Source organism: Achromobacter sp. EG18, assembly GCF_059759395.1.
In genome coordinates this window covers 2,901,446-2,919,985 of record NZ_CM186213.1, presented here as the reverse complement: position 1 = coordinate 2,919,985, position 18,540 = coordinate 2,901,446, and the positions used below count along the sequence as shown (strand labels likewise).

The window sequence follows — 18,540 nt, the reverse complement described above, 5'->3', positions numbered from 1 at the left end:
TCGGGGGACCGGCTCACGGCCCCGCTTCTTGGAGATCGACATGAAAGCGCTGAAAATGCTGGCATCGGGTTCCCTGGTCACGATCCTGGCGGCTTGCGCCTCCAGTCCCGCCATCAAAAGCGATTACGACCACCAGGCGGATTTCTCGCGCTACCGGACCTTCGGCTACATGTCGCCGCTGGGCACCGACAAGGCCGGCTACAGCACGCTGCTGACCGAACGCCTCAAGGACGCCACGCGCGGCCAGATGGAAATGCGTGGCTATGTGTACGACGCCGCCAATCCCGACCTGCTGGTCAATTTCAATGGCAAGCTGCAGCAGAAGACCCAGGTGACCGAGGCGCCGCCGCCGCCCATGGGCCCTTATTACGGCTATCGCAGTGGCTTCTATGGCGGCTGGCCCGGCTACGGCTGGGGCGACACCGTCTACCAGTACACCGAAGGCACTCTCAACATCGACCTGGTCGACGCGCGTCGCAAGCAGATGGTGTGGGAAGGCGTGGCCGTCGGGGAAGTCCAGAACCCGGACACGGCGACCTCGTCGCAGAACATCGACAAGGCCGTGGCCGGGATCTTCGCCAAATATCCGTTCCGTGCCGGCGTGGCCGCGCCGCAAGTGCCGGACAAGAGCAAGCCCTAGCCCGTGTTTCGAAGGAACCCCGCATGAGTACTCGCCGCAAGGCCGCATCCCCAGACACCGGCGCGACGCCGCCCTATGAAACCGTGGCCCTGGTGCTGCAGGGCGGGGGCGCCCTGGGGTCCTACCAGGCCGGCGTGTACCAGGGGCTGCACGAGGCAGGCATCCGGCCGAACTGGATTTCCGGGATTTCGATCGGATCGATCAATGCGGCGATCATCGCCGGCTCGCCCGAAGACGAGCGGGTGGAGCGCCTGCGCGGGTTCTGGGAAAGCATCTGCCGGCCGGCGGGGTTCGCCTCGGTGCCCTGGGGCGATACGCTGGCCGGCATGTTCGAGGGCATCCCGTTCGGTTTCGGCTCGCCCGCCATGAATGGCCAGCTGTCGGCCTTCCAGGCCCTGTTCTCGGGCCAGCCGGGCTTCTTCAAGCCGCGCTTTCCGCCGCCGTACTGGGTGCATGGCAAGGGCGCGGCGTCGACCAGCTTCTACGACACCACGCCGCTGGTCGCGACCCTGCGCCAGTACATCGATTTCGACCTGCTCAACGCCGGCGCGGTGCGCGCCAGTTTTGGCGTGGTGAACGTGCGCAGCGGCAATTTCGCCTATTTCGACAGCCTCCGGCATACCCTCGGGCCCGAGCACATCATGGCCTCGGGCGCCTTGCCGCCGGGCTTTCCCTCCGTGGAGATCGACGGCGAGCACTACTGGGACGGAGGCGTGGTGTCCAACACGCCGCTGGCCCAGGTGCTGACCAGCGACACCATGCGCGACACGCTGGCGTTCCAGGTGGATCTGTGGCCCGCCCGCGGCGCGTTGCCGACCACGCTCGAGGAAGTGGCCGAGCGCCAGAAGGACATCCAGTACTCCAGCCGGACCCGCATGGTCACCGACCAGCTGCGGCGCGTGCTGAAGCTGCGCCATGGCCTGCAGCAGCTGCTCGAGCGCCTGCCCGAGCGCGAGCGCGACGCGCCGGACCTGGCGGAAATCCGGCGGCTGGCCAAGACGCCGGCCACCAACATCATCAACCTGATCTACGAATCCAAGCACCGCGAGCGCTATTCCAAGGATTATGAGTTCGGCACGGAGGCCATGCGCGAGCACTGGGAGTCCGGCCTGGCCGATATCCGCCAGACGCTGGCGCGGCCGGGCATCCTGGCGCGTCCCACCCAGGACAGCTGTTTCGTCACGCACGATATCCATCGAAACGGCACGCACACCTCTTGACCTTTGGTGCGATTTCCTAGGACTCGTCTGATTCCAGGGCAACATCGCCGCGCAATCACGTCAGCAACGGTAGTCTTTCGGCAAGACTTGAAACCTTGTTCCGGGTCCGGGCCGTCGTCCTTTTCCAGGCGGCCCGCCCGGTGGAGACACCGACGATGACCGCACCCTTTTCCCATTCCCCTCTCCGCGTGCCGCCGGCCGCGCCGTCTCCCGACGCGGGGCGCGAGGGCTCCAGCAATGATGCGGCCGCGGCGTCCGACGCCTTTCCGGTCCGCCTGGATGGCTGGTGGAGCCTGCTCTACCATGGCTGGACCCTGCTGACCCCGCAAGGAACCCGGCTCGACCTGACCGAGGTCGAGCGCGCCTGCTTCCAGTGCCTGTTGCGCAATCCCCGCAAGGAACTGCTGCGCGAAGAACTCGCCGTCCTGCGCGAGGAACTGATGTTGCCGCGCCAAAGCACCAACCTGCGTGCCCTGAACGTGGCGATCTGCCGTCTGCGCCGCAAGGTGCGCCAGGCGGGCGGGCGCCTGCCCCTGCATACGGTGCATGGCGTGGGCTACGTGTTCCTGGGCAATCTGCAAGAGGTTGCCGACCTCTGATCGCGGCGGCTGGATTTCCCCCCCTCCCGATGTCGCGTCTCGTCGTGAAAATCAGTGATTTCCCCAATAACTGAGTTACATTAACGGGCTATTCACGTGTCACAGGCGGGGCGCAGGGTTTTGCTTTGATCGCAAACAAGGATTGCGGTCAAATACGGCGGTCGAAATGCGGCCGCGCAACCCCGTGGCCGCCTACGGCAACCGGACGCGGCGATGGTCATCGCCGTCACATTGTTGCGGTCGCTTGGCGCGGTTAACTTCGCGGGGGTTTCAATGCGGTTTTCGCCTAAACGTGTCTCAGGTCTGGCTTTCTCCGGCGGCGTCCTCGCGCTGTTGTTGGCAGGGTGCGGTGAAAAGCCGCAGATGAACCCTGGCATGCCCCAGGTCAGCGTCATTACCGTGCAGCCGCAGCGCACGCCCATCGTCTCCGAACTGCCCGGGCGCGTCGACGCCGTGCGCGACGCCCAGATCCGCTCGCGGGTCACCGGCATCGTCCAGAAGATCACCTTCGAACAGGGCGGCGACGTCAAGGAAAACCAGCTGCTGTTCAAGATCGATCCGGCGCCCTACAAGGCCGCCTACGACCAGGCCACCGCGCAGCTCAAGCAGGCGCAGGCCAACCTGTTCAGCGCCAAGCTGCTGGCCGACCGTTACGCGCCGCTGGTCAAGGCCAACGCCGTCAGCAAGCAGGAATACGACAACGCCGTGGCGGCCTATCGCCAGGCCGAGGCCACCGTGGCCGCCGCCAAGGCGACCCAGGACAACGCCTCGATCAACCTGGGCTACACCGACGTCGTGTCGCCCATCACGGGCCGCATCGGCAAGCCGCTGGTGACCGAAGGCGCGCTGGTCGAGGCCACCTCGGCCACGCAGATGGCCACCGTGCAGCAGCTCGATCCCATCTATGTCGACTTCACCCAGTCCACCTCGGACCTGGCCGCGCTGCGCCGCGCCTTTGCCAGCGGCAAGCTGCAACAGGTCGGCAAGGACGCCGCCCGTGCCACCGTGGTGCTGGAGGACGGCACCGAATACGACCGTCCCGGCAAGCTGCTGTTCACCGGCATCACCGTCGATCCCAGCACCGGCCAGGTCAACCTGCGCGCCGAGATCCCCAACCCCGACGGCATCCTGCTGCCCGGCATGTATGTGCGCGTGCGGCTGGAGCAGGGCGTGAACGACCAGGCCCTGCTGGTGCCGCAGCAGGCGCTGCAGCGCACGGCCGACGGTTCGCAGAGCCTGATGCTGGTCAAGGACAACAAGATCGAACAGTTGCCCGTCACCACCGGCGGCGCCGTCAAGACCGACTGGATCATCACCAGCGGCCTGAAGGCCGGCGACGTGGTCGTGGTCGAGGGCTTCCAGAAGATCCGTCCCGGGGCGCCGGTGCAGGCCAGCCCCTGGAACAAGGCGGGCGGCGCGCCCGCCGCGGGCGGGCAGCCGGGGCAGCCCGGCGCCAAGCCCGCGGACCCCGGCGCCAAGCCGGCCGAGCCGGCGCAACAGGCCCCGCAGAAATCGTAAGCGGCTCGCAGCGCAATGCGCTGCGTTCCTCTTTGGTGAGCATCGCTTTCAGAGTCAGCCCACATGCCGCAATTTTTTATTGATCGACCAATCTTCGCCTGGGTAGTCGCCCTGTTCATCCTGCTGGCGGGGATACTGGCCATCCCGAACATGCCGGTGTCGCAGTACCCCGACGTGGCGCCGCCGGCCATCACCATCACCGCGACCTATCCGGGCGCCTCGGCCAAGGAAGTGGCCGAATCGGTCACCAGTATCATCGAGGACAAGCTCAACGGCGCCAAGGGCCTGATCTACTACGAGTCGGTCAGCGATTCCTACGGCACCTCGACCATCACCGCCACCTTCGCGCCCGGCCGCGACCCTGACCTGGCGCAGGTGGACGTGCAGAACCGCGTGTCCAACGTGATCGCCCAGCTGCCGTCCGCGGTGCAGCAACAGGGCCTGAAGTACGAGCAGACCAGTACCGGCTTCCTGATGATCGTGACGCTGTCGTCGACCGACGGCTCGCTCGACCAGACCGCGCTGGCCGACTACATCACCCGCAACATCCAGAACCCGGTGTCGCGGGTGTCCGGCGTGGGCCAGTTCCAGCTGTTCGCGGCGCCACGCGCCATGCGCATCTGGGTCGACCCGGCCAAGCTGGTCGGCTTCAGCCTGAGCATGTCCGAGGTCAACCAGGCCATCGCCGCGCAGAACGTGCTGGTGTCGGGCGGCAGCATCGGCGCGCCGCCCAATCCTGATTCGCAGCGCATCACGGCCACCGTGGTGGCCAACGGCCAGCTCAGCACCGTCGATGGTTTCGGCAAGATCGTGCTGCGCGCCAACAGCGATGGTTCCAAGGTGCTGCTGCGCGACGTCGCCCGCATCGAGGTCGGCGCCGACAACTACCAGTTCGGCGCCCGACTGAACGGCAAGCCCACGGCCGCCTTCGCCATCGTGCTGTCGCCCGACGCCAACGCGCTGGCCACCGCCCAGGGCGTGCGCCAGCAGATGGACGAGCTGTCCAAGTACTTCCCCGGCAACATCACCTACGCCATCCCCTACGACACCGCGCCCTACGTCAAGGTCTCGATCGAGCAGGTGCTGCACACCCTGGCCGAAGCGATGGTGCTGGTGTTCCTGGTGATGTACCTGTTCCTGCAGAACGTGCGCTACACCCTGATCCCGGCGCTGGTGGTGCCGGTGGCCATGCTGGGGTCGTTCGCCGTCATGCTGGGGTTTGGATTCTCGATCAACGTGCTGACCATGTTCGCCATGGTGCTGGCCATCGGCATCCTGGTGGACGACGCCATCGTGGTGGTCGAGAACGTCGAGCGGATCATGGCGACCGAAGGGTTGCCGCCCAAGGAAGCCACCAAGAAAGCCATGCCGCAGATCAGCGGCGCCATCATCGGCATCACGCTGGTGCTGGTGACGGTATTCCTGCCGCTGGCCTTCATGAGCGGGTCGGTGGGCGTGATCTACCGCCAGTTCTCGGTGGCCATGGCCGTGTCGATCTTCTTCTCGGCGCTGCTGGCGCTGACCTTCACGCCGGCGCTGTGCGCGACCATCCTGAAGCCGGTGCCCAAGGGGCACCACAACGACAAGAAGGGTTTCTTCGGCTGGTTCAACCGCAAGTTCGACGCCACCACGCACGGCTACCAGAACTGGGTCTCGCGCATCCTGCACAAGGGCGGCCGCATGATGCTGGCCTTCCTGGTGCTGGTGATCCTGCTGGGCTGGCTGTACCTGCGCCTGCCGTCGTCGTTCCTGCCGGAAGAAGACCAGGGCTACGTCATCAGCAACATCGAGCTGCCCACGGGCGCCAGCGCCAATCGCACGGTGCAGGTGATCGAAGAGGTCGAGGCCTATTTCCGCGAGATTCCCGCGGTCGAGAACATCATCACGGTGCAGGGCTACAGCTTCAACGGCAACGGCCTGAACGCGGCCATCGCCTTCACCACGCTCAAGGACTTCAAGGATCGCAAGGGCAAGGGGGATTCGGCCGGCGCGATCGCGTTCAACGCCTTCCAGAAGCAGCTCATGGGCATCCACGACGCCCAGGTGTTCACGCTGGTGCCGCCCGCGATCTCGTCGCTGGGCAATGCCACCGGCTTCGACCTGCGCCTGCAGGATCGCGGCGCGGCCGGCACCGAGGCGCTGGCCGCGGCCACCGGCCAGCTGATGGGCATGGCCATGAAGAGCCCGGTGCTGTCGCAGGTGCGTATCACCGGCCTGTCGGCCGGCACGCAGCTGACGCTGGACATCGACCGCGACAAGGCAGCGGCGCTGGGGGTGAACTTCGACGAGGCCGCCTCGCTGATCTCCACCGCCGTCGGTTCGGCCTACCTGAGCAAGTTCCCCAACCTGGGCCGGATGCAGAACATCTGGGTGCAGGCGGATGCGCCGTACCGCATGCAGCTGTCGGACGTGCTGCAGCTGAACGCCCGCAACGCCCAGGGCGGCATGGTGCCGTTGTCGTCGTTCGTGACGGCCAAGTGGTCGCAGGGCCCGGTGCAGGTGGTGCGCTACAACAGCTACGAATCCATGCGCATCGGCGGCAGCGCCGCGGCCGGCTACACGACCGGCCAGGCCATGGAGGAAATGCAGAAGCTGGTGGGCCAGCTGCCGCAGGGCTTCGGCTACGAATGGACCGGCCTGTCCTACCAGGAACGCCAGGCCGGCAACCAGGCCCCGATCCTGATGGGCCTGTCGCTGCTGGTGGTGTTCCTGGTGCTGGCCGCGCTGTATGAAAGCTGGGCCATCCCGATCTCCGTGATGCTGGTGGTGCCGCTGGGGATGCTGGGCGCGGTGGCGCTGGTCAGCGCGCTGGGCATGTCCAACGACGTGTACTTCCAGGTGGGCATGGTGACCGTGATCGGGCTGGCGGCCAAGAACGCCATCCTGATCGTGGAATTCGCCAAGGACCAGTACGCGCGCGGCATGGGCCTGTACGAGGCGGCGGTGGAAGCCGCGCGCCTGCGGTTCCGGCCGATCCTGATGACCTCGCTGGCGTTCATCCTGGGCGTGGTGCCGCTGGCCATGGCCACCGGCGCCGGCGCCGCCAGCCAGCGCGCGGTGGGCCTGGGTGTGTTGGGCGGCATGCTGGCCGCCACGCCGTTCGCGGTGATTTTCGTGCCGACCTTCTTCGTCGTGGTGCTGGGTCTGTTCAAGACCAAGCCGCGCCTGCTGGGCGCCGAGCTGCGCGCCTTCGAGGAAGAACAGGCGGCCAAGAAGGCGGCCGCGGGGCAAACCCCGCCGGACGCATCCGCACAACCCAACGGTGGCCAGGAGGGCAAGGAATGAGCGCCCTGATGTTCAAACAGACCGCCTTGTCCGCCTTCGTGGCGGTGGCGTTGGCCGGCTGCTCGCTGGCGCCCGACTACAAGCGTCCCGACGCGCCGGTCTCCGGCAACTGGCCCGACCAGCCCAAGGTGCAGTACGGCGCGTACGCCACGCCGATGACGCTGGGGACCCAGCCCGCGTCGGCGGTGGCGCCGCAGGCGGGCACGCCCGCGGCCGACCTGGGCTGGCGCGAGTTCTTCCGTGATCCGCGCCTGCAGCGCCTGATCGAGCTGGCGCTGGTCAACAATCGCGACCTGCGCGTGGCGGTGCAGCGCGTCGAAGAGGCGCGCGCCCAGTATGGCGTGCAGCGCGGCGCGCAATGGCCCAGCATCGGCGCCGGCATCCAGGGGCAGCGCCAGCGTTTCCCCGAGAACATGCGCCAGCCGGGCGCCGGTTCGGTCACCAGTTCGTACCAGGCCGGCATCGGCCTGACCACGTTCGAGATCGACCTGTTCGGCCGCCTGCGCAGCCTGTCGGAAGCGGCGTACCAGCAGTACCTGTCGACCGAGCAGGCGCAAAAGAGCACCCACATCACGCTGATCGGCGCGGTGGCGCAGTCGTACTTCAACCTGCGCGCGGCCCAGGTGCAGCTGGAACTGACCCAGCGCACGCTGGCCTCGCGCCAGGAGTCGTACAACCTGGTCAAGCGCCGCTTCGACGGTGGCGTCGCTTCCGAACTGGACCTGAACCAGTCCAAGTCGCTGCTGGATACGGCCTCGGCCGACCTGGCGCAGTTGGCCCGGGCCCAGGCCCAGGCCGTCAATGCGTTGGTGCTGTTGCTCGGCACGCCGTTGCCCGAGGACCTGCCGCCGCCCGCCACGTTCGGCCGCGACCAGCTGCTGGCGACGGTGCCGGCCGGGCTGCCGTCCGACCTGCTGGAGCGTCGTCCGGACATCCTGGCCGCCGAGAACAACCTGAAGTCGGCCAATGCCAACATCGGCGCGGCGCGCGCGGCGTTCTTCCCGACCATCTCGCTGACCGGCCTGTTCGGCGTGGCCAGCCCGTCGCTGGATACGCTGTTCAAGGGCGGGCAAGGGTACTGGAGCTTCTCGCCGTCGATCACCACGCCGCTGTTCGCCGGCGGCAGCATCCGCGAAGGCTTGAACCTGGCCAAGGCGCGCGACAACATCGCGGTGGCGCAGTACGAGCAGACCATCCAGCAGGCGTTCCGCGAGGTCTCGGACGCGCTGGCGGGCGAAGCCACCTACGGCGCCCAGCTGGACGCCCAGCGCGCGCTGCAGGATTCGTCGGCGCGCACGCTGGAGCTGTCGAACCTGCGCTATACCAATGGTATCGACAGCTACCTGCAGGTGCAGACCGCGCAAGTGGACTTTTTCAATGCCCAGCTGGCGCTGGTGCAAACCGGCCTGGCCGCGCTGATCAACCGTGTGGAACTCTACAAGGCGTTGGGCGGCGGCTGGGAAGAAACAACGAAAGTGCAATGATAGAACTTGGTGTAAACATCGATCACGTCGCGACCCTGCGGCAGCAGCGCCACACGACCTATCCCGACCCGGTCGCGGCGGCGCTGCGCGCCGAGGACGCCGGCGCCGACCTGATCACGCTGCATCTGCGTGAAGACCGCCGCCACATCCAGGACGCCGACGTCTACGCCATCCGGCCGCGGTTGCGCACGCGCATGAACCTGGAATGCGCGGTCACGCCGGAAATGCTGGAGATCGCCTGCGCGGTCAAGCCCAATGACGTCTGCCTGGTGCCGGAAAAACGCACCGAGCTGACCACCGAGGGCGGGCTGGAAGTGGCCGGCGCCTTGTCGGCGGTGACGGACGCGGTCGGCCTGCTGACCGAGACCGGCATCCGCGTGTCGCTGTTCATCGACCCCGATCCCGCACAGATCGAAGCCGCTGCCCGCGCCGGCGCGCCCGTCATCGAGCTGCATACCGGCGCCTACGCCGAAGCGGAGGGCGAGGCCGCCCAGGCCGAACTCGAACGCATCCGCGTGGCGGTGGCCGAAGGGCTGCGCCATGGCTTGCGCGTCAATGCCGGCCATGGCCTGCACTACGGCAACGTCAAGCCGGTGGCGGCGCTGGACGGCATTTCCGAGCTCAATATCGGCCACGCCATCGTCGCGCAGGCGGTGTTCGACGGCTGGGAAAAGGCGGTGCGCGACATGAAGGCGCTGATGGTGCAGGCCCGCCTGGAAGCGCTGCGCGGCCGTTGAGCCCAGGCCGACTCCCTCCCAAGGCGCCCGCAACGATGTCCCAGCCCGAATCTCCGCTCGTCGTTCCCGCGCCGGCCGCCATCGGCGGCATCGGCATGGACCTGCTGCGCATCGACCGCATCGAGCGCGCCCTGGCGCGCCACGGCGACCGTTTCGCCGAGAAGATCCTGGGGCCCGAGGAACTGGCCAAATTCCACGCCCGCCGCGCCCGCGACCCGGTGCGCGGCGTGCGCTTCCTGGCGACGCGCTTTGCCGCCAAGGAAGCCTTTTCCAAGGCGGTGGGGCTGGGCATGCGCATGCCGATGACCTGGCGCCGGGTGCAGACCCTGAACGCGCCCGGGGGGCGGCCGGTGCTGGTGATCGCCCCCGAATTGCTGGAATGGTACGTGCAGCGCTTCGGCGCCGCGCACGTCTCCATTACCGATGAATCCGACATGGCCGCCGCCTACGTGGTGGTCGAACGCAAGCCCTGAGCCCGTGGGCCGGCCTGCAACACAGAAGGACACGCCGATGGCCAAGAAGAAATCCCGGGCGCTGCCGCCCGGTCCCGTGATGGTCGATGTGGCCGGCACCGTGCTGACCAAGGAAGAAAAGAAACGCCTGCGCCACCCGCTGGTGGGGGGCGTGATCCTGTTCGCGCGCAATTTCGAGAACCGCCGCCAGCTGACCGAGCTGACCCGCCAGATCCACAAGGCGCGCAAGGAGCGCCTGCTGATCCTGGTCGACCACGAGGGCGGCCGGGTGCAGCGCTTCCGCGAAGACGGCTTCACGCCGCTGCCGGCGATGCGCGACCTGGGCGCGCTGTGGGACCGCGATCCGCTGACCGCGATGCGCCTGGCGACCGAGGCCGGTTACGTGCTGGCCGCCGAGCTGCGCGCCTGCGGCGTGGACATGAGCTTCACGCCGGTGCTGGACCTGGATTACGGCGTCAGCAAGGTGATCGGCAACCGCGCCTTTCACCATGACGCGCGGGTGGTGACGATGCTGTCGCGCGCGCTGATCCAGGGCCTGGCGCTGGCCGGCATGTCGGCCTGCGGCAAGCATTTCCCGGGGCACGGTTTCGTCGGCGCGGATTCGCACCACGAGATCCCGGTCGACCCGCGCCCGCTCGAACGCATCCTGAAGGACGACGCCGCGCCCTACGCCTGGCTGGGCGACGCGGTGCTGCCGTCGGTGATGCCGGCGCACGTGATCTACCCCAAGGTCGACAAGCATCCGGCCGGATTCTCCAAGCGCTGGGTGCAGGACATCCTGCGCACCCGCCTGGGCTACGATGGGGTAGTGTTCTCCGATGACCTGACCATGGAAGGCGCGTCCGTCGCCGGCGACATCCTGGCGCGCGCCCAGGCCGCGCTGGGCGCCGGCTGCGACATGGTGCTGGTGTGCAACCGGCCCGACCTGGCCGACGAGCTGCTGGCGCGGCTCGAGTTCGACCATGCCCCCGAGTCCGTGGCCCGCATCCGCCGCTTGATGCCGCGTTTCGACGCGCTCGACTGGGACGCCCTGCAGGCCGAAAGCCGTTACCAGAATGCCCGACGACTTCAATCTCAAATCGTTCCTGGCTGACCTGCCGCATCTTCCGGGTGTCTACCGGCACCTGGATGCGGCCGGCGAGGTCATGTATGTCGGCAAGGCGCGCGACCTGAAAAAGCGCGTCTCGTCGTATTTCCAGAAGAACCTGGCCAGCCCGCGCATCGCCCAGATGGTGGCGAAGGTGGCGCGGCTGGAGGTCACTGTGACGCGCTCCGAGGCCGAAGCGCTGATCCTGGAAAACAACCTCATCAAGAGCCTGAAGCCGCGCTACAACATCCTGTTCCGCGACGACAAGTCCTACCCGTACCTGCTGATCACCGGCCACGACTGGCCGCGCATCGCCTATTACCGCGGGGCCACCAACAAGCGCGGCCAGTACTTCGGCCCGTTCCCCAACGCCTGGGCGGTGCGCGAGACCATCCAGATCCTGCAGAAGGTGTTCCGCCTGCGGACCTGTGAGGACACCGTCTTCGCCAACCGCTCGCGGCCCTGTCTGCTGCACCAGATCGGGCGCTGCTCGGCGCCCTGTGTGGGCGCCATCCAGGAGCAGGACTACGCCTCGGACGTGCAGCGAGCGGTGCGCTTTTTGAATGGCGAGGCCAAGGACGTGATGGGCGAGATCGAGGCCCGCATGCTGGAGGCCGCCGAGGCGCTGCGGTTCGAGGAAGCCGCCGCGCTGCGCGACCAGATGGGCTCGCTGGCGCGGGTGCTGCACCAGCAGACCATGGAAAACGTCAGCGGCGAGGACACCGACATCGTCGCGGTGGCCATCGCCGGCGGCAAGGTCTGTGTCAACCTGGCCATGGTGCGGGGCGGGCGCCACCTGGGCGACAAGCCGTTCTTCCCGACCCACGCCGAGGGCGAGGCCGCGCCGCAGGTGCTGGAGGCCTTCGTGGCCCAGCACTACACCGACAATGCGCTGCCGCCAGTGCTGGTCTGTTCGCACGCCTTGCCCGACGCCGGCCTGATCGACCTGCTGGTGGAGCAGGCCAGCGGCCGCCCGTCGCGCGTGCTGACGCGGCCGCAGGGCGCCCGCCGCGCCTGGCTGGAACAGGCGGTCAAGAACGCCGAGATGGCGCTGGCACGGGCCCTGACCGAATCCGGCGCCCGCGCCGCCCGCACCCTGGCGCTGGCCGAAACCCTGGACCTGGATACCGACGAGGCGGCGCTGGACGCGCTGCGCATCGAGTGCTTCGACATCAGCCATACCGCCGGCGAGGCCACCCAGGCTTCCTGCGTGGTGTTCGAGCACCATGACATGCAGCCGTCGCTGTACCGCCGCTACAACATCGCGGGCATCACCCCGGGCGACGACTACGCCGCCATGCGCCAGGTGCTGACGCGGCGCTTCGCCAAGGTGGCCGACGGCGAGGCGCAGATGCCCGGATTGGTGCTGATCGACGGCGGCAAGGGCCAGGTCGAGGTGGCGCGCCAGGTGTTCGCCGAGCTGGGGCTGGACATCCAGGCGCTGGTGGGCGTGGCCAAGGGCGAAGGGCGCAAGGTCGGCCTGGAGACCCTGGTGTTCGCCGACGGCCGTCCGCCGGTGGCGCTGGGCGGCGAGTCGGCCGCCCTGATGCTGATCGCCCAGGTGCGCGACGAGGCCCACCGCTTTGCCATCACCGGCATGCGGGCGCGTCGCGCCAAGACCCGCAACGTGTCGCGGCTGGAAGAGATCGAGGGGGTCGGGGCGCGCCGCCGGCAGCGCCTGCTGGCCCGTTTCGGCGGTTTTTCGGGGGTGGCCTCGGCCAGCATCGAGGACCTGGCGTCGGTGGACGGGATTTCCGAGGAACTGGCCGAACGGATCTACGAGGCGCTGCGCGGATAGGGCTCCGGACGGCCGGTTCGTGGCCGCCCGGCGGCCCCGAGACAGCCAGCGCAACCCGGCTGATGTAGCATACGGACACTATGCCAATTAACGTACCCATCATCCTGACGTGGCTGCGTATCGCCATGATCCCGCTGGTAGTCGGGCTGTTCTACCTGCCCGACAGCTGGATGTCCGTGCCGGTGCGCGACACGTTCGCCGCCTGGGCCTTCATCATCGCCGCCCTGACCGACTGGTTCGACGGCTGGCTGGCGCGCCGCTGGAACCAGACTTCGGCGTTCGGCGCGTTCCTGGATCCGGTGGCCGACAAGCTGATGGTCTGCGCCGCGCTGATCGTGCTGCTGGACCTGAGCCGCGTCGATGCCTTCATCTCGCTCATCATCATCGGCCGCGAAATCACTATTTCGGCGCTGCGCGAGTGGATGGCCAAGATCGGCGCCAGCGCCAGCGTGGCGGTGCACCGGTTGGGCAAGTTCAAGACCGCCGCGCAGATGGTGGCGATTCCGTGCCTGCTGTACAACCAGCCGATCTATGGCGTGTCCAGCAAGCTGCTGGGCGACGTGCTGATCGTCGTGGCCGCGGTGCTGACGGTCTGGTCGATGCTGTATTACCTGCAGCGCGCCTGGCCCGCGATCCGCGAGAAAGCGCAGTGAAACACGGCGGCCCGGCTCGCGCCCGGGGCCGCCAGGACAGACCAAGAGCGATGCCGGTGGGGCTTGGACCGCGACCGGCACGGCCACGCGCCGCATTCGCCACAGGGACAACGCCGGCCTGGCCGGTCGTTGCTGGAGACAACCCGCGAACCGCCCCGGGGCGGCCGCCTTTCGCCGCTGCCCGCGGCCTTGCGCAATGACTACCGCTGCATCCAACCTGGCCTCGGACGCCGCCGTCCGCCGCCGCGACTGGCAGATCATCCTCTTGATCGGCGTGGCCCACGCCTCGTCGCACTTCTTCCAACTGGTCCTGCCGTCGCTGTACGTGTCGCTCGGCAACGAGTTCGGGCTGGACTTCGCCCGCCTCGGCCTGCTGGTGTCGACCTTCTATGTGGTCTCGGGCATCGGCCAGGCCTCGTCCGGCTTCGTGGTGGACCGAGTGGGCGCGCGGCCGGTGCTGTGGTTCGGCCTGGCCTGTTTCGTGCTGTCGGGGCTGCTGATCGGCTCGGCCACCGGCTACACCATGCTGATGGCGGCCGCCGTGGTCGGCGGCATCGGCAATTCGGTGTTCCACCCGGCCGACTACTCCATCATCAACCACCGCATCACCGCGCCGCGCCTGGGCCATGCCTTTTCCGCCCACGGCCTGACCGGCAACCTGGGCTGGGCCCTCACGCCCGTGTTCATGACCTCGATCACGCTGCTGGCCAACTGGCGCGTGGCGGCCTACAGCGCCGCCGCGCTGGTGGCCTTCGTGCTGTTGCTGACCGTGCTGGGCCGCAACCTGCTGGGCGGCGCCGAACCGGCCCAGGCTGACGATGCCAGGAATGGCGCGCGCGCCGCGCCCAAGCCGCAGGAAGGCGTGCTGACGACCCTGGCCACGCTGCTGTCCAAGCCGGCGCTGTGGGGCGCGTTCCTGTTCTTCGCCTGCACCTCCATTGCGCTGTCGTCGGTGCAGAACTACACCATTCCGCTGTTGGGCCAGCTGTACGACCTGTCCAAGGTGGCGGCCAGCTCGGCGCTGTCAGGCTACATGGTGGCGTCGGCGGTGGGCATGGCGGCCGGCGGCTTCCTGGTGTCGGCCAACCCGCGCACCGAGCGCACCGTGATGGTGGCGCTGATCCTGGCCGGCCTGACGCTGGTGGTGCTGGCGCTGGGCCTGGTGCCGGCGCTGTTCGCCGCGCCGGTGGTGGCGCTGGCCGGCTTCTGCTCGGGCGTGGCGGCGCCGTCGCGCGACATGCTGATCCGGCGCGTGACGCCCAAGGGCTCCACCGGCTCGGTCTACGGCCTGGTGTATTCCGGCATGGACGTCGGTTCGGCGCTGGGGCCGCTGGCCTTCGGCCTGCTGCTCGACGCCGGCCTGCGTCAGGGCCCCTGGATCGGCGCGGGCGTGGCGTTCGCCGCCGCCGCGCTGCTGGCGCAGTGGATCGCGGTGCAGGCGCGCCGGGCCGATCCCGCCGCCGCGGTGCCGGCGCGTTCCTGACGCGTCCGCCGTCGCAGCAGGCAGAACGCCGCCCTCGGGCGGCGTTCTGCTTTTGGGGCCGGCGGATTTGCCGCCGTCCCGGGCAGGAGAGCGCTTGCCGCGCCCGGGATCAGCCTTGCGCCTCGATATGGGCGGCGATGGCGCGGCCGATGTCCTCGGTGCGGGCCTGGCCGCCCAGGTCGGGCGTGCGCGGGCCGTCCTTCAGGCAGTGCTCGATGGCCGCCAGGATGGCGTCGTGCGCCTCCTGGCTGCCCAGGAACTGCAGCATCAGCGCGCCCGACCAGATCATGGCGATGGGGTTGGCGATGCCCTTGCCGTAGATGTCCGGCGCCGAGCCGTGCACCGGCTCGAACAGCGAGGGGAAGGCGCGCTCCGGGTTCAGGTTGGCCGACGGCGCGATGCCGATGGTGCCGGTGCAGGCCGGACCCAGGTCCGACAGGATGTCGCCGAACAGGTTGGAGGCCACCACCACGTCGAAGCGTTGCGGCTGCAGCACGAAGCGCGCGGCCAGGATGTCGATGTGCTGCTTGTCGGTCTTGACGTCGGGATACTGCTGGCCGACGGCGTCGGCGCGTTCGTCCCACCACGGCATGCTGATGGCGATGCCGTTGCTCTTGGTGGCGACCGTGAGCTGCTTGCGCTGGCGCCGGTTGGCCAGCTCGAAGGCGTAGCGCATGACGCGGTCGGTGCCGTGGCGGGTGAAGACCGATTCCTGGATCACGATTTCGCGGTCGGTGCCGGTGAACAGGCGGCCGCCCAGGTTGGTGTATTCGCCTTCGGTGTTCTCGCGCACGATGAAGAAATCGATGTCGCCCGGGCGCTGGCCGGCCAGCGGGCACGGCACGCCCTCGAACAGGCGGACCGGGCGCAGGTTGATGTACTGGTCGAACTCGCGCCGGAATTTCAGCAGCGAGCCCCACAGCGACACGTGGTCCGGCACCGTGGCGGGCCAGCCGACCGCGCCGAAGTAGATGGCGTTGTAGCCCTGCAGCTGTTCCTTCCAGTCGGGCGGCATCATCTCGCCGTGCTGCGCGTAGTACTCGCAGTTGGCCCAGGGGAAGGTATCGATCTGCAGCGCCAGGCCGAAGCGGCGGGCGGCGGCTTCGACGGCGCGCAGGCCTTCGGGCAGGACTTCGTTGCCGATGCCGTCGCCGGCGATGGCTGCGATCTTGTGGACGTGGGACATGGATGGACCTGAAAAACAAAAGAGGAAAAAAGGGCCGGCCGCAGCGCTCAGGGGGCGGCGGCGGGAGGACGACAGCATGGTAGGCGGCCCTACAGTCCATCTACAATGGTCCATCGCGTGAAATGAATATGCACGAATCATGAATAATGACCTGCTGCCCGCCGACCTGCGCGTATTCAACGCCGTGGTGCGCGCCTCCAGTTTTTCCCGCGCCGCCGAAGACCTGGGCGTCGGCCGCTTACGTCACCAAGCGCATCCGGCTGCTGGAGGCCAGCCTGGGCACGCCGCTGTTCCACCGCACCACGCGGCGGGTGGTGGTGAGCGAGGCCGGCGAGCGTGTCTATCACTGGGCCCAGCGCATTCTTGACGACGTCGAGCACCTGGTCGAAGAAGTCGGCGTCACGCGCCGCGAACCGCGCGGCCTGCTGCGCATCTGCAGCAGTTTCGGTTTCGGGCGGCGGGTGGTGGCGCCGGCGCTGTCGGCGTTCGTGTCGCGCCATCCCGCCGTGCAGGTGCGCTTCGAGGTGTTCGACCGCCTGGTCGACGTGGCGGCCGAAGGCTACGACCTGGACGTGCGGGTGGGCGACGACATCGCGCCGCACGTGATCGCGCGCAAGCTTGCCGCCAACCACCGGCTGCTGTGCGCCGCGCCGTCGTACCTGGCCGAACGCGGCGCGCCGCGCAAGCTGGACGACCTGGCCGCGCACGACTGCCTGGTGATCAAGGAACGCGACCATCCCTTCGGCGTCTGGCGCATGCGGCGTGGCGAGCGCGAGCACACCGTCAAGGTGCGCGGCCCGCTGTCGGCCAACAATGGCGAGATGGTGGTGCAGTGGGCGGTGGACGGGCGCGGCATCATCCTGCGCTCGGCCTGGGACGTGGGCCCGCTGATCGCCGCCGGCAAGCTGGTGCCGGTGCTGCCGCAGTACCGCCAGGAGGCCAACATCTGGGCGGTGTATCCGGCGCGGCTGAACGCCTCGGCCAAGGTACGCGTGTGCGTGGATTTCCTGGAGGCGCATCTGCGCCAGCTCGACGCGAACGACTGACGCGATCGGCCCGCGCGGCTCACCGGCCTGGCGGATTGAGGCAGCCAATCGAGGCAGCGAATCGATGTCCGCGCTCGATGCATGAGTCCGTGGCGGAGCATGGCGTGGCGACAGGTCGGCGTGTTCCGATTGCGTCAGGTCAAGCCGCCGTTGCGGGGCGCGCCAGCGCGCCGGCGCCCTTGACGCATCGCAAGCCGCCCGCCGGCCGGCTCCGATGTAATGACCTTGAGAGCGACAAGGTTATTTCAACAGGAGAAAGCCATGAGAAAGAAGCACGCGATGCTCGCGGCGGGTGTCGTCATCGGACTGTGGGCGGGCCAGGCGTCGGGGGCGCCGCGCGAAGAGCCGATCCAGCCCATCGAGGCGGCGGTGGTCAAGGACCCGGCCAAGGTGGAGCTGGGCAAGAAGCTGTTCTTCGACCCGCGCCTGTCGCGCTCGGGCGCGATCTCCTGTAATTCCTGCCACAACCTGGGCATGGGCGGTTCCGACAACCTGAAGGCGTCCATCGGCCACAAGTGGCAGCAGGGCTCGATCAACTCGCCCACGGTGCTCAATTCCAGCCTGAACATCGCCCAGTTCTGGGACGGCCGCGCCAAGGACCTGCGCGAACAGGCCGGCGGCCCGATCGCCAACCCCATGGAAATGGCCTCCACCCACGAACTGGCGGTGCAGGTGCTCAACTCCATTCCCGGCTACCGCGCCGAGTTCAAGCAGGTGTTCGGCAAGGACGGCATCACCATTGAGGAGGTGACGGGCGCGTTGGCGGCCTTCGAGGAAACGCTGGTGACGCCGAATTCGCGCTTCGACCAGTGGCTCAAGGGCGACGACAAGGCGCTGACCGTCCAGGAACTGGCCGGCTACACCCTGTTCAAGAACAGCGGCTGCGTGGCGTGCCACAACGGCGTGGCGGTGGGCGGCAACTCGTTCCAGAAGATGGGGCTGGTGGCGCCGTACCAGACCGACAACAAGGCCGAGGGCCGCGCCGCCGTCACCGGCAAGGACGCCGACCGCTTCAACTTCAAGGTGCCGACGCTGCGCAACGTGGCGCTGACCTATCCGTACTTCCATGACGGCGAGGCCGCCACCTTGACGCAGGCGGTGGACGTGATGGGCCGCCTGCAACTGGGCCGCACCTTCACGCCGGATGAGAACGCGCAGATCGTGGCGTTCCTGAAGACCCTGACGGGCGACCAGCCGGCGATCCAGTATCCGCTGCTGCCGCCGTCGGCGGACGACACGCCGCGGCCCGCGCCGTTCGTGAAGTAGGGCGGCGGGCGACGCCGCCGGGATGGGCGTCGCTTGTAAAAAAACGTCCGCCTTCGGGCGGACGA

The 18,540-nt window shown here is 68.2% G+C and carries 14 protein-coding genes and 1 pseudogene; 14 read left to right on the top strand and 1 reads right to left on the bottom strand.

The genetic code is table 11. The features are described 5' to 3' along the window. Positions 1 to 40 precede the first annotated feature (40 nt). From AC6CR5_RS13220 to AC6CR5_RS13165, 12 genes are all read left to right on the top strand, one after another. Entirely contained in the window at positions 41 to 640 is a 600-nt protein-coding gene (locus AC6CR5_RS13220; protein ID WP_006384827.1) for a DUF4136 domain-containing protein, read from the top strand. Positions 641 to 663: 23 nt separating this feature from the next. After that, on the top strand, positions 664 to 1,860 hold the full coding sequence (locus AC6CR5_RS13215; RefSeq protein ID WP_054514693.1) for a patatin-like phospholipase family protein: 1,197 nt from the start codon (positions 664 to 666) through the stop codon (positions 1,858 to 1,860). A gap of 155 nt (positions 1,861 to 2,015) precedes the next feature. Next, entirely contained in the window at positions 2,016 to 2,459 is a 444-nt protein-coding gene (locus AC6CR5_RS13210; RefSeq protein ID WP_006384825.1) for a winged helix-turn-helix domain-containing protein, read from the top strand. Positions 2,460 to 2,732: 273 nt separating this feature from the next. Continuing rightward, positions 2,733 to 3,977, top strand: coding sequence for an efflux RND transporter periplasmic adaptor subunit (locus AC6CR5_RS13205; protein ID WP_038504227.1), 1,245 nt, complete (start codon positions 2,733 to 2,735; stop codon positions 3,975 to 3,977). 63 nt (positions 3,978 to 4,040) lie between these two features. Next, the gene (locus AC6CR5_RS13200) at positions 4,041 to 7,262 is read left to right on the top strand and encodes an efflux RND transporter permease subunit (RefSeq protein ID WP_020929027.1); all 3,222 of its coding nucleotides are present in this window, start codon (positions 4,041 to 4,043) and stop codon (positions 7,260 to 7,262) included. Then, positions 7,259 to 8,746: an efflux transporter outer membrane subunit gene (locus tag AC6CR5_RS13195; RefSeq protein ID WP_020929026.1), complete on the top strand. Its 1,488-nt coding sequence runs from the start codon at positions 7,259 to 7,261 to the stop codon at positions 8,744 to 8,746. The genes AC6CR5_RS13200 and AC6CR5_RS13195 overlap by 4 nt, the downstream gene beginning before the upstream one ends. Beyond that, positions 8,743 to 9,483, top strand: coding sequence for a pyridoxine 5'-phosphate synthase (pdxJ, locus tag AC6CR5_RS13190; protein WP_006384821.1), 741 nt, complete (start codon positions 8,743 to 8,745; stop codon positions 9,481 to 9,483). The genes AC6CR5_RS13195 and pdxJ overlap by 4 nt, the downstream gene beginning before the upstream one ends. A gap of 35 nt (positions 9,484 to 9,518) precedes the next feature. Next, positions 9,519 to 9,956: a holo-ACP synthase gene (gene acpS, locus AC6CR5_RS13185; RefSeq protein WP_006384820.1), complete on the top strand. Its 438-nt coding sequence runs from the start codon at positions 9,519 to 9,521 to the stop codon at positions 9,954 to 9,956. A gap of 37 nt (positions 9,957 to 9,993) precedes the next feature. Next, positions 9,994 to 11,049, top strand: coding sequence for a beta-N-acetylhexosaminidase (gene nagZ, locus AC6CR5_RS13180; RefSeq protein WP_047991564.1), 1,056 nt, complete (start codon positions 9,994 to 9,996; stop codon positions 11,047 to 11,049). After that, positions 11,012 to 12,841 carry an excinuclease ABC subunit UvrC gene (uvrC, locus tag AC6CR5_RS13175; RefSeq protein WP_498085702.1) on the top strand — a complete coding sequence of 610 codons (1,830 nt, stop codon included), beginning with the start codon at positions 11,012 to 11,014 and terminating at the stop codon, positions 12,839 to 12,841. Before nagZ ends, uvrC begins: the two co-directional genes overlap by 38 nt. 80 nt (positions 12,842 to 12,921) lie before the next feature. Continuing rightward, the gene (pgsA, locus tag AC6CR5_RS13170) at positions 12,922 to 13,494 is read left to right on the top strand and encodes a CDP-diacylglycerol--glycerol-3-phosphate 3-phosphatidyltransferase (RefSeq protein ID WP_020929024.1); all 573 of its coding nucleotides are present in this window, start codon (positions 12,922 to 12,924) and stop codon (positions 13,492 to 13,494) included. Between the two features lie 196 nt (positions 13,495 to 13,690). Then, a complete protein-coding gene (locus AC6CR5_RS13165; RefSeq protein ID WP_006384816.1) occupies positions 13,691 to 14,977 on the top strand; it encodes an MFS transporter in 1,287 nt (428 codons plus the stop codon). Positions 14,978 to 15,086: 109 nt separating this feature from the next. Here the strand turns inward: AC6CR5_RS13165 and AC6CR5_RS13160 are convergent, their stop codons facing one another. Next, positions 15,087 to 16,163 carry a tartrate dehydrogenase gene (locus AC6CR5_RS13160; RefSeq protein WP_269878548.1) on the bottom strand — a complete coding sequence of 359 codons (1,077 nt, stop codon included), beginning with the start codon at positions 16,161 to 16,163 and terminating at the stop codon, positions 15,087 to 15,089. Positions 16,164 to 16,302: 139 nt separating this feature from the next. Between AC6CR5_RS13160 and AC6CR5_RS13155 the strand changes: the two are divergent. Both AC6CR5_RS13155 and AC6CR5_RS13150 read left to right on the top strand, forming a co-directional pair. After that, positions 16,303 to 17,209 (top strand): annotated as a pseudogene (locus tag AC6CR5_RS13155) (LysR substrate-binding domain-containing protein). 261 nt (positions 17,210 to 17,470) lie between these two features. Further along, complete coding sequence (locus tag AC6CR5_RS13150; RefSeq protein WP_020929022.1) at positions 17,471 to 18,475, top strand: cytochrome-c peroxidase; 1,005 nt, start codon at positions 17,471 to 17,473, stop codon at positions 18,473 to 18,475. Positions 18,476 to 18,540: the final 65 nt, after the last annotated feature.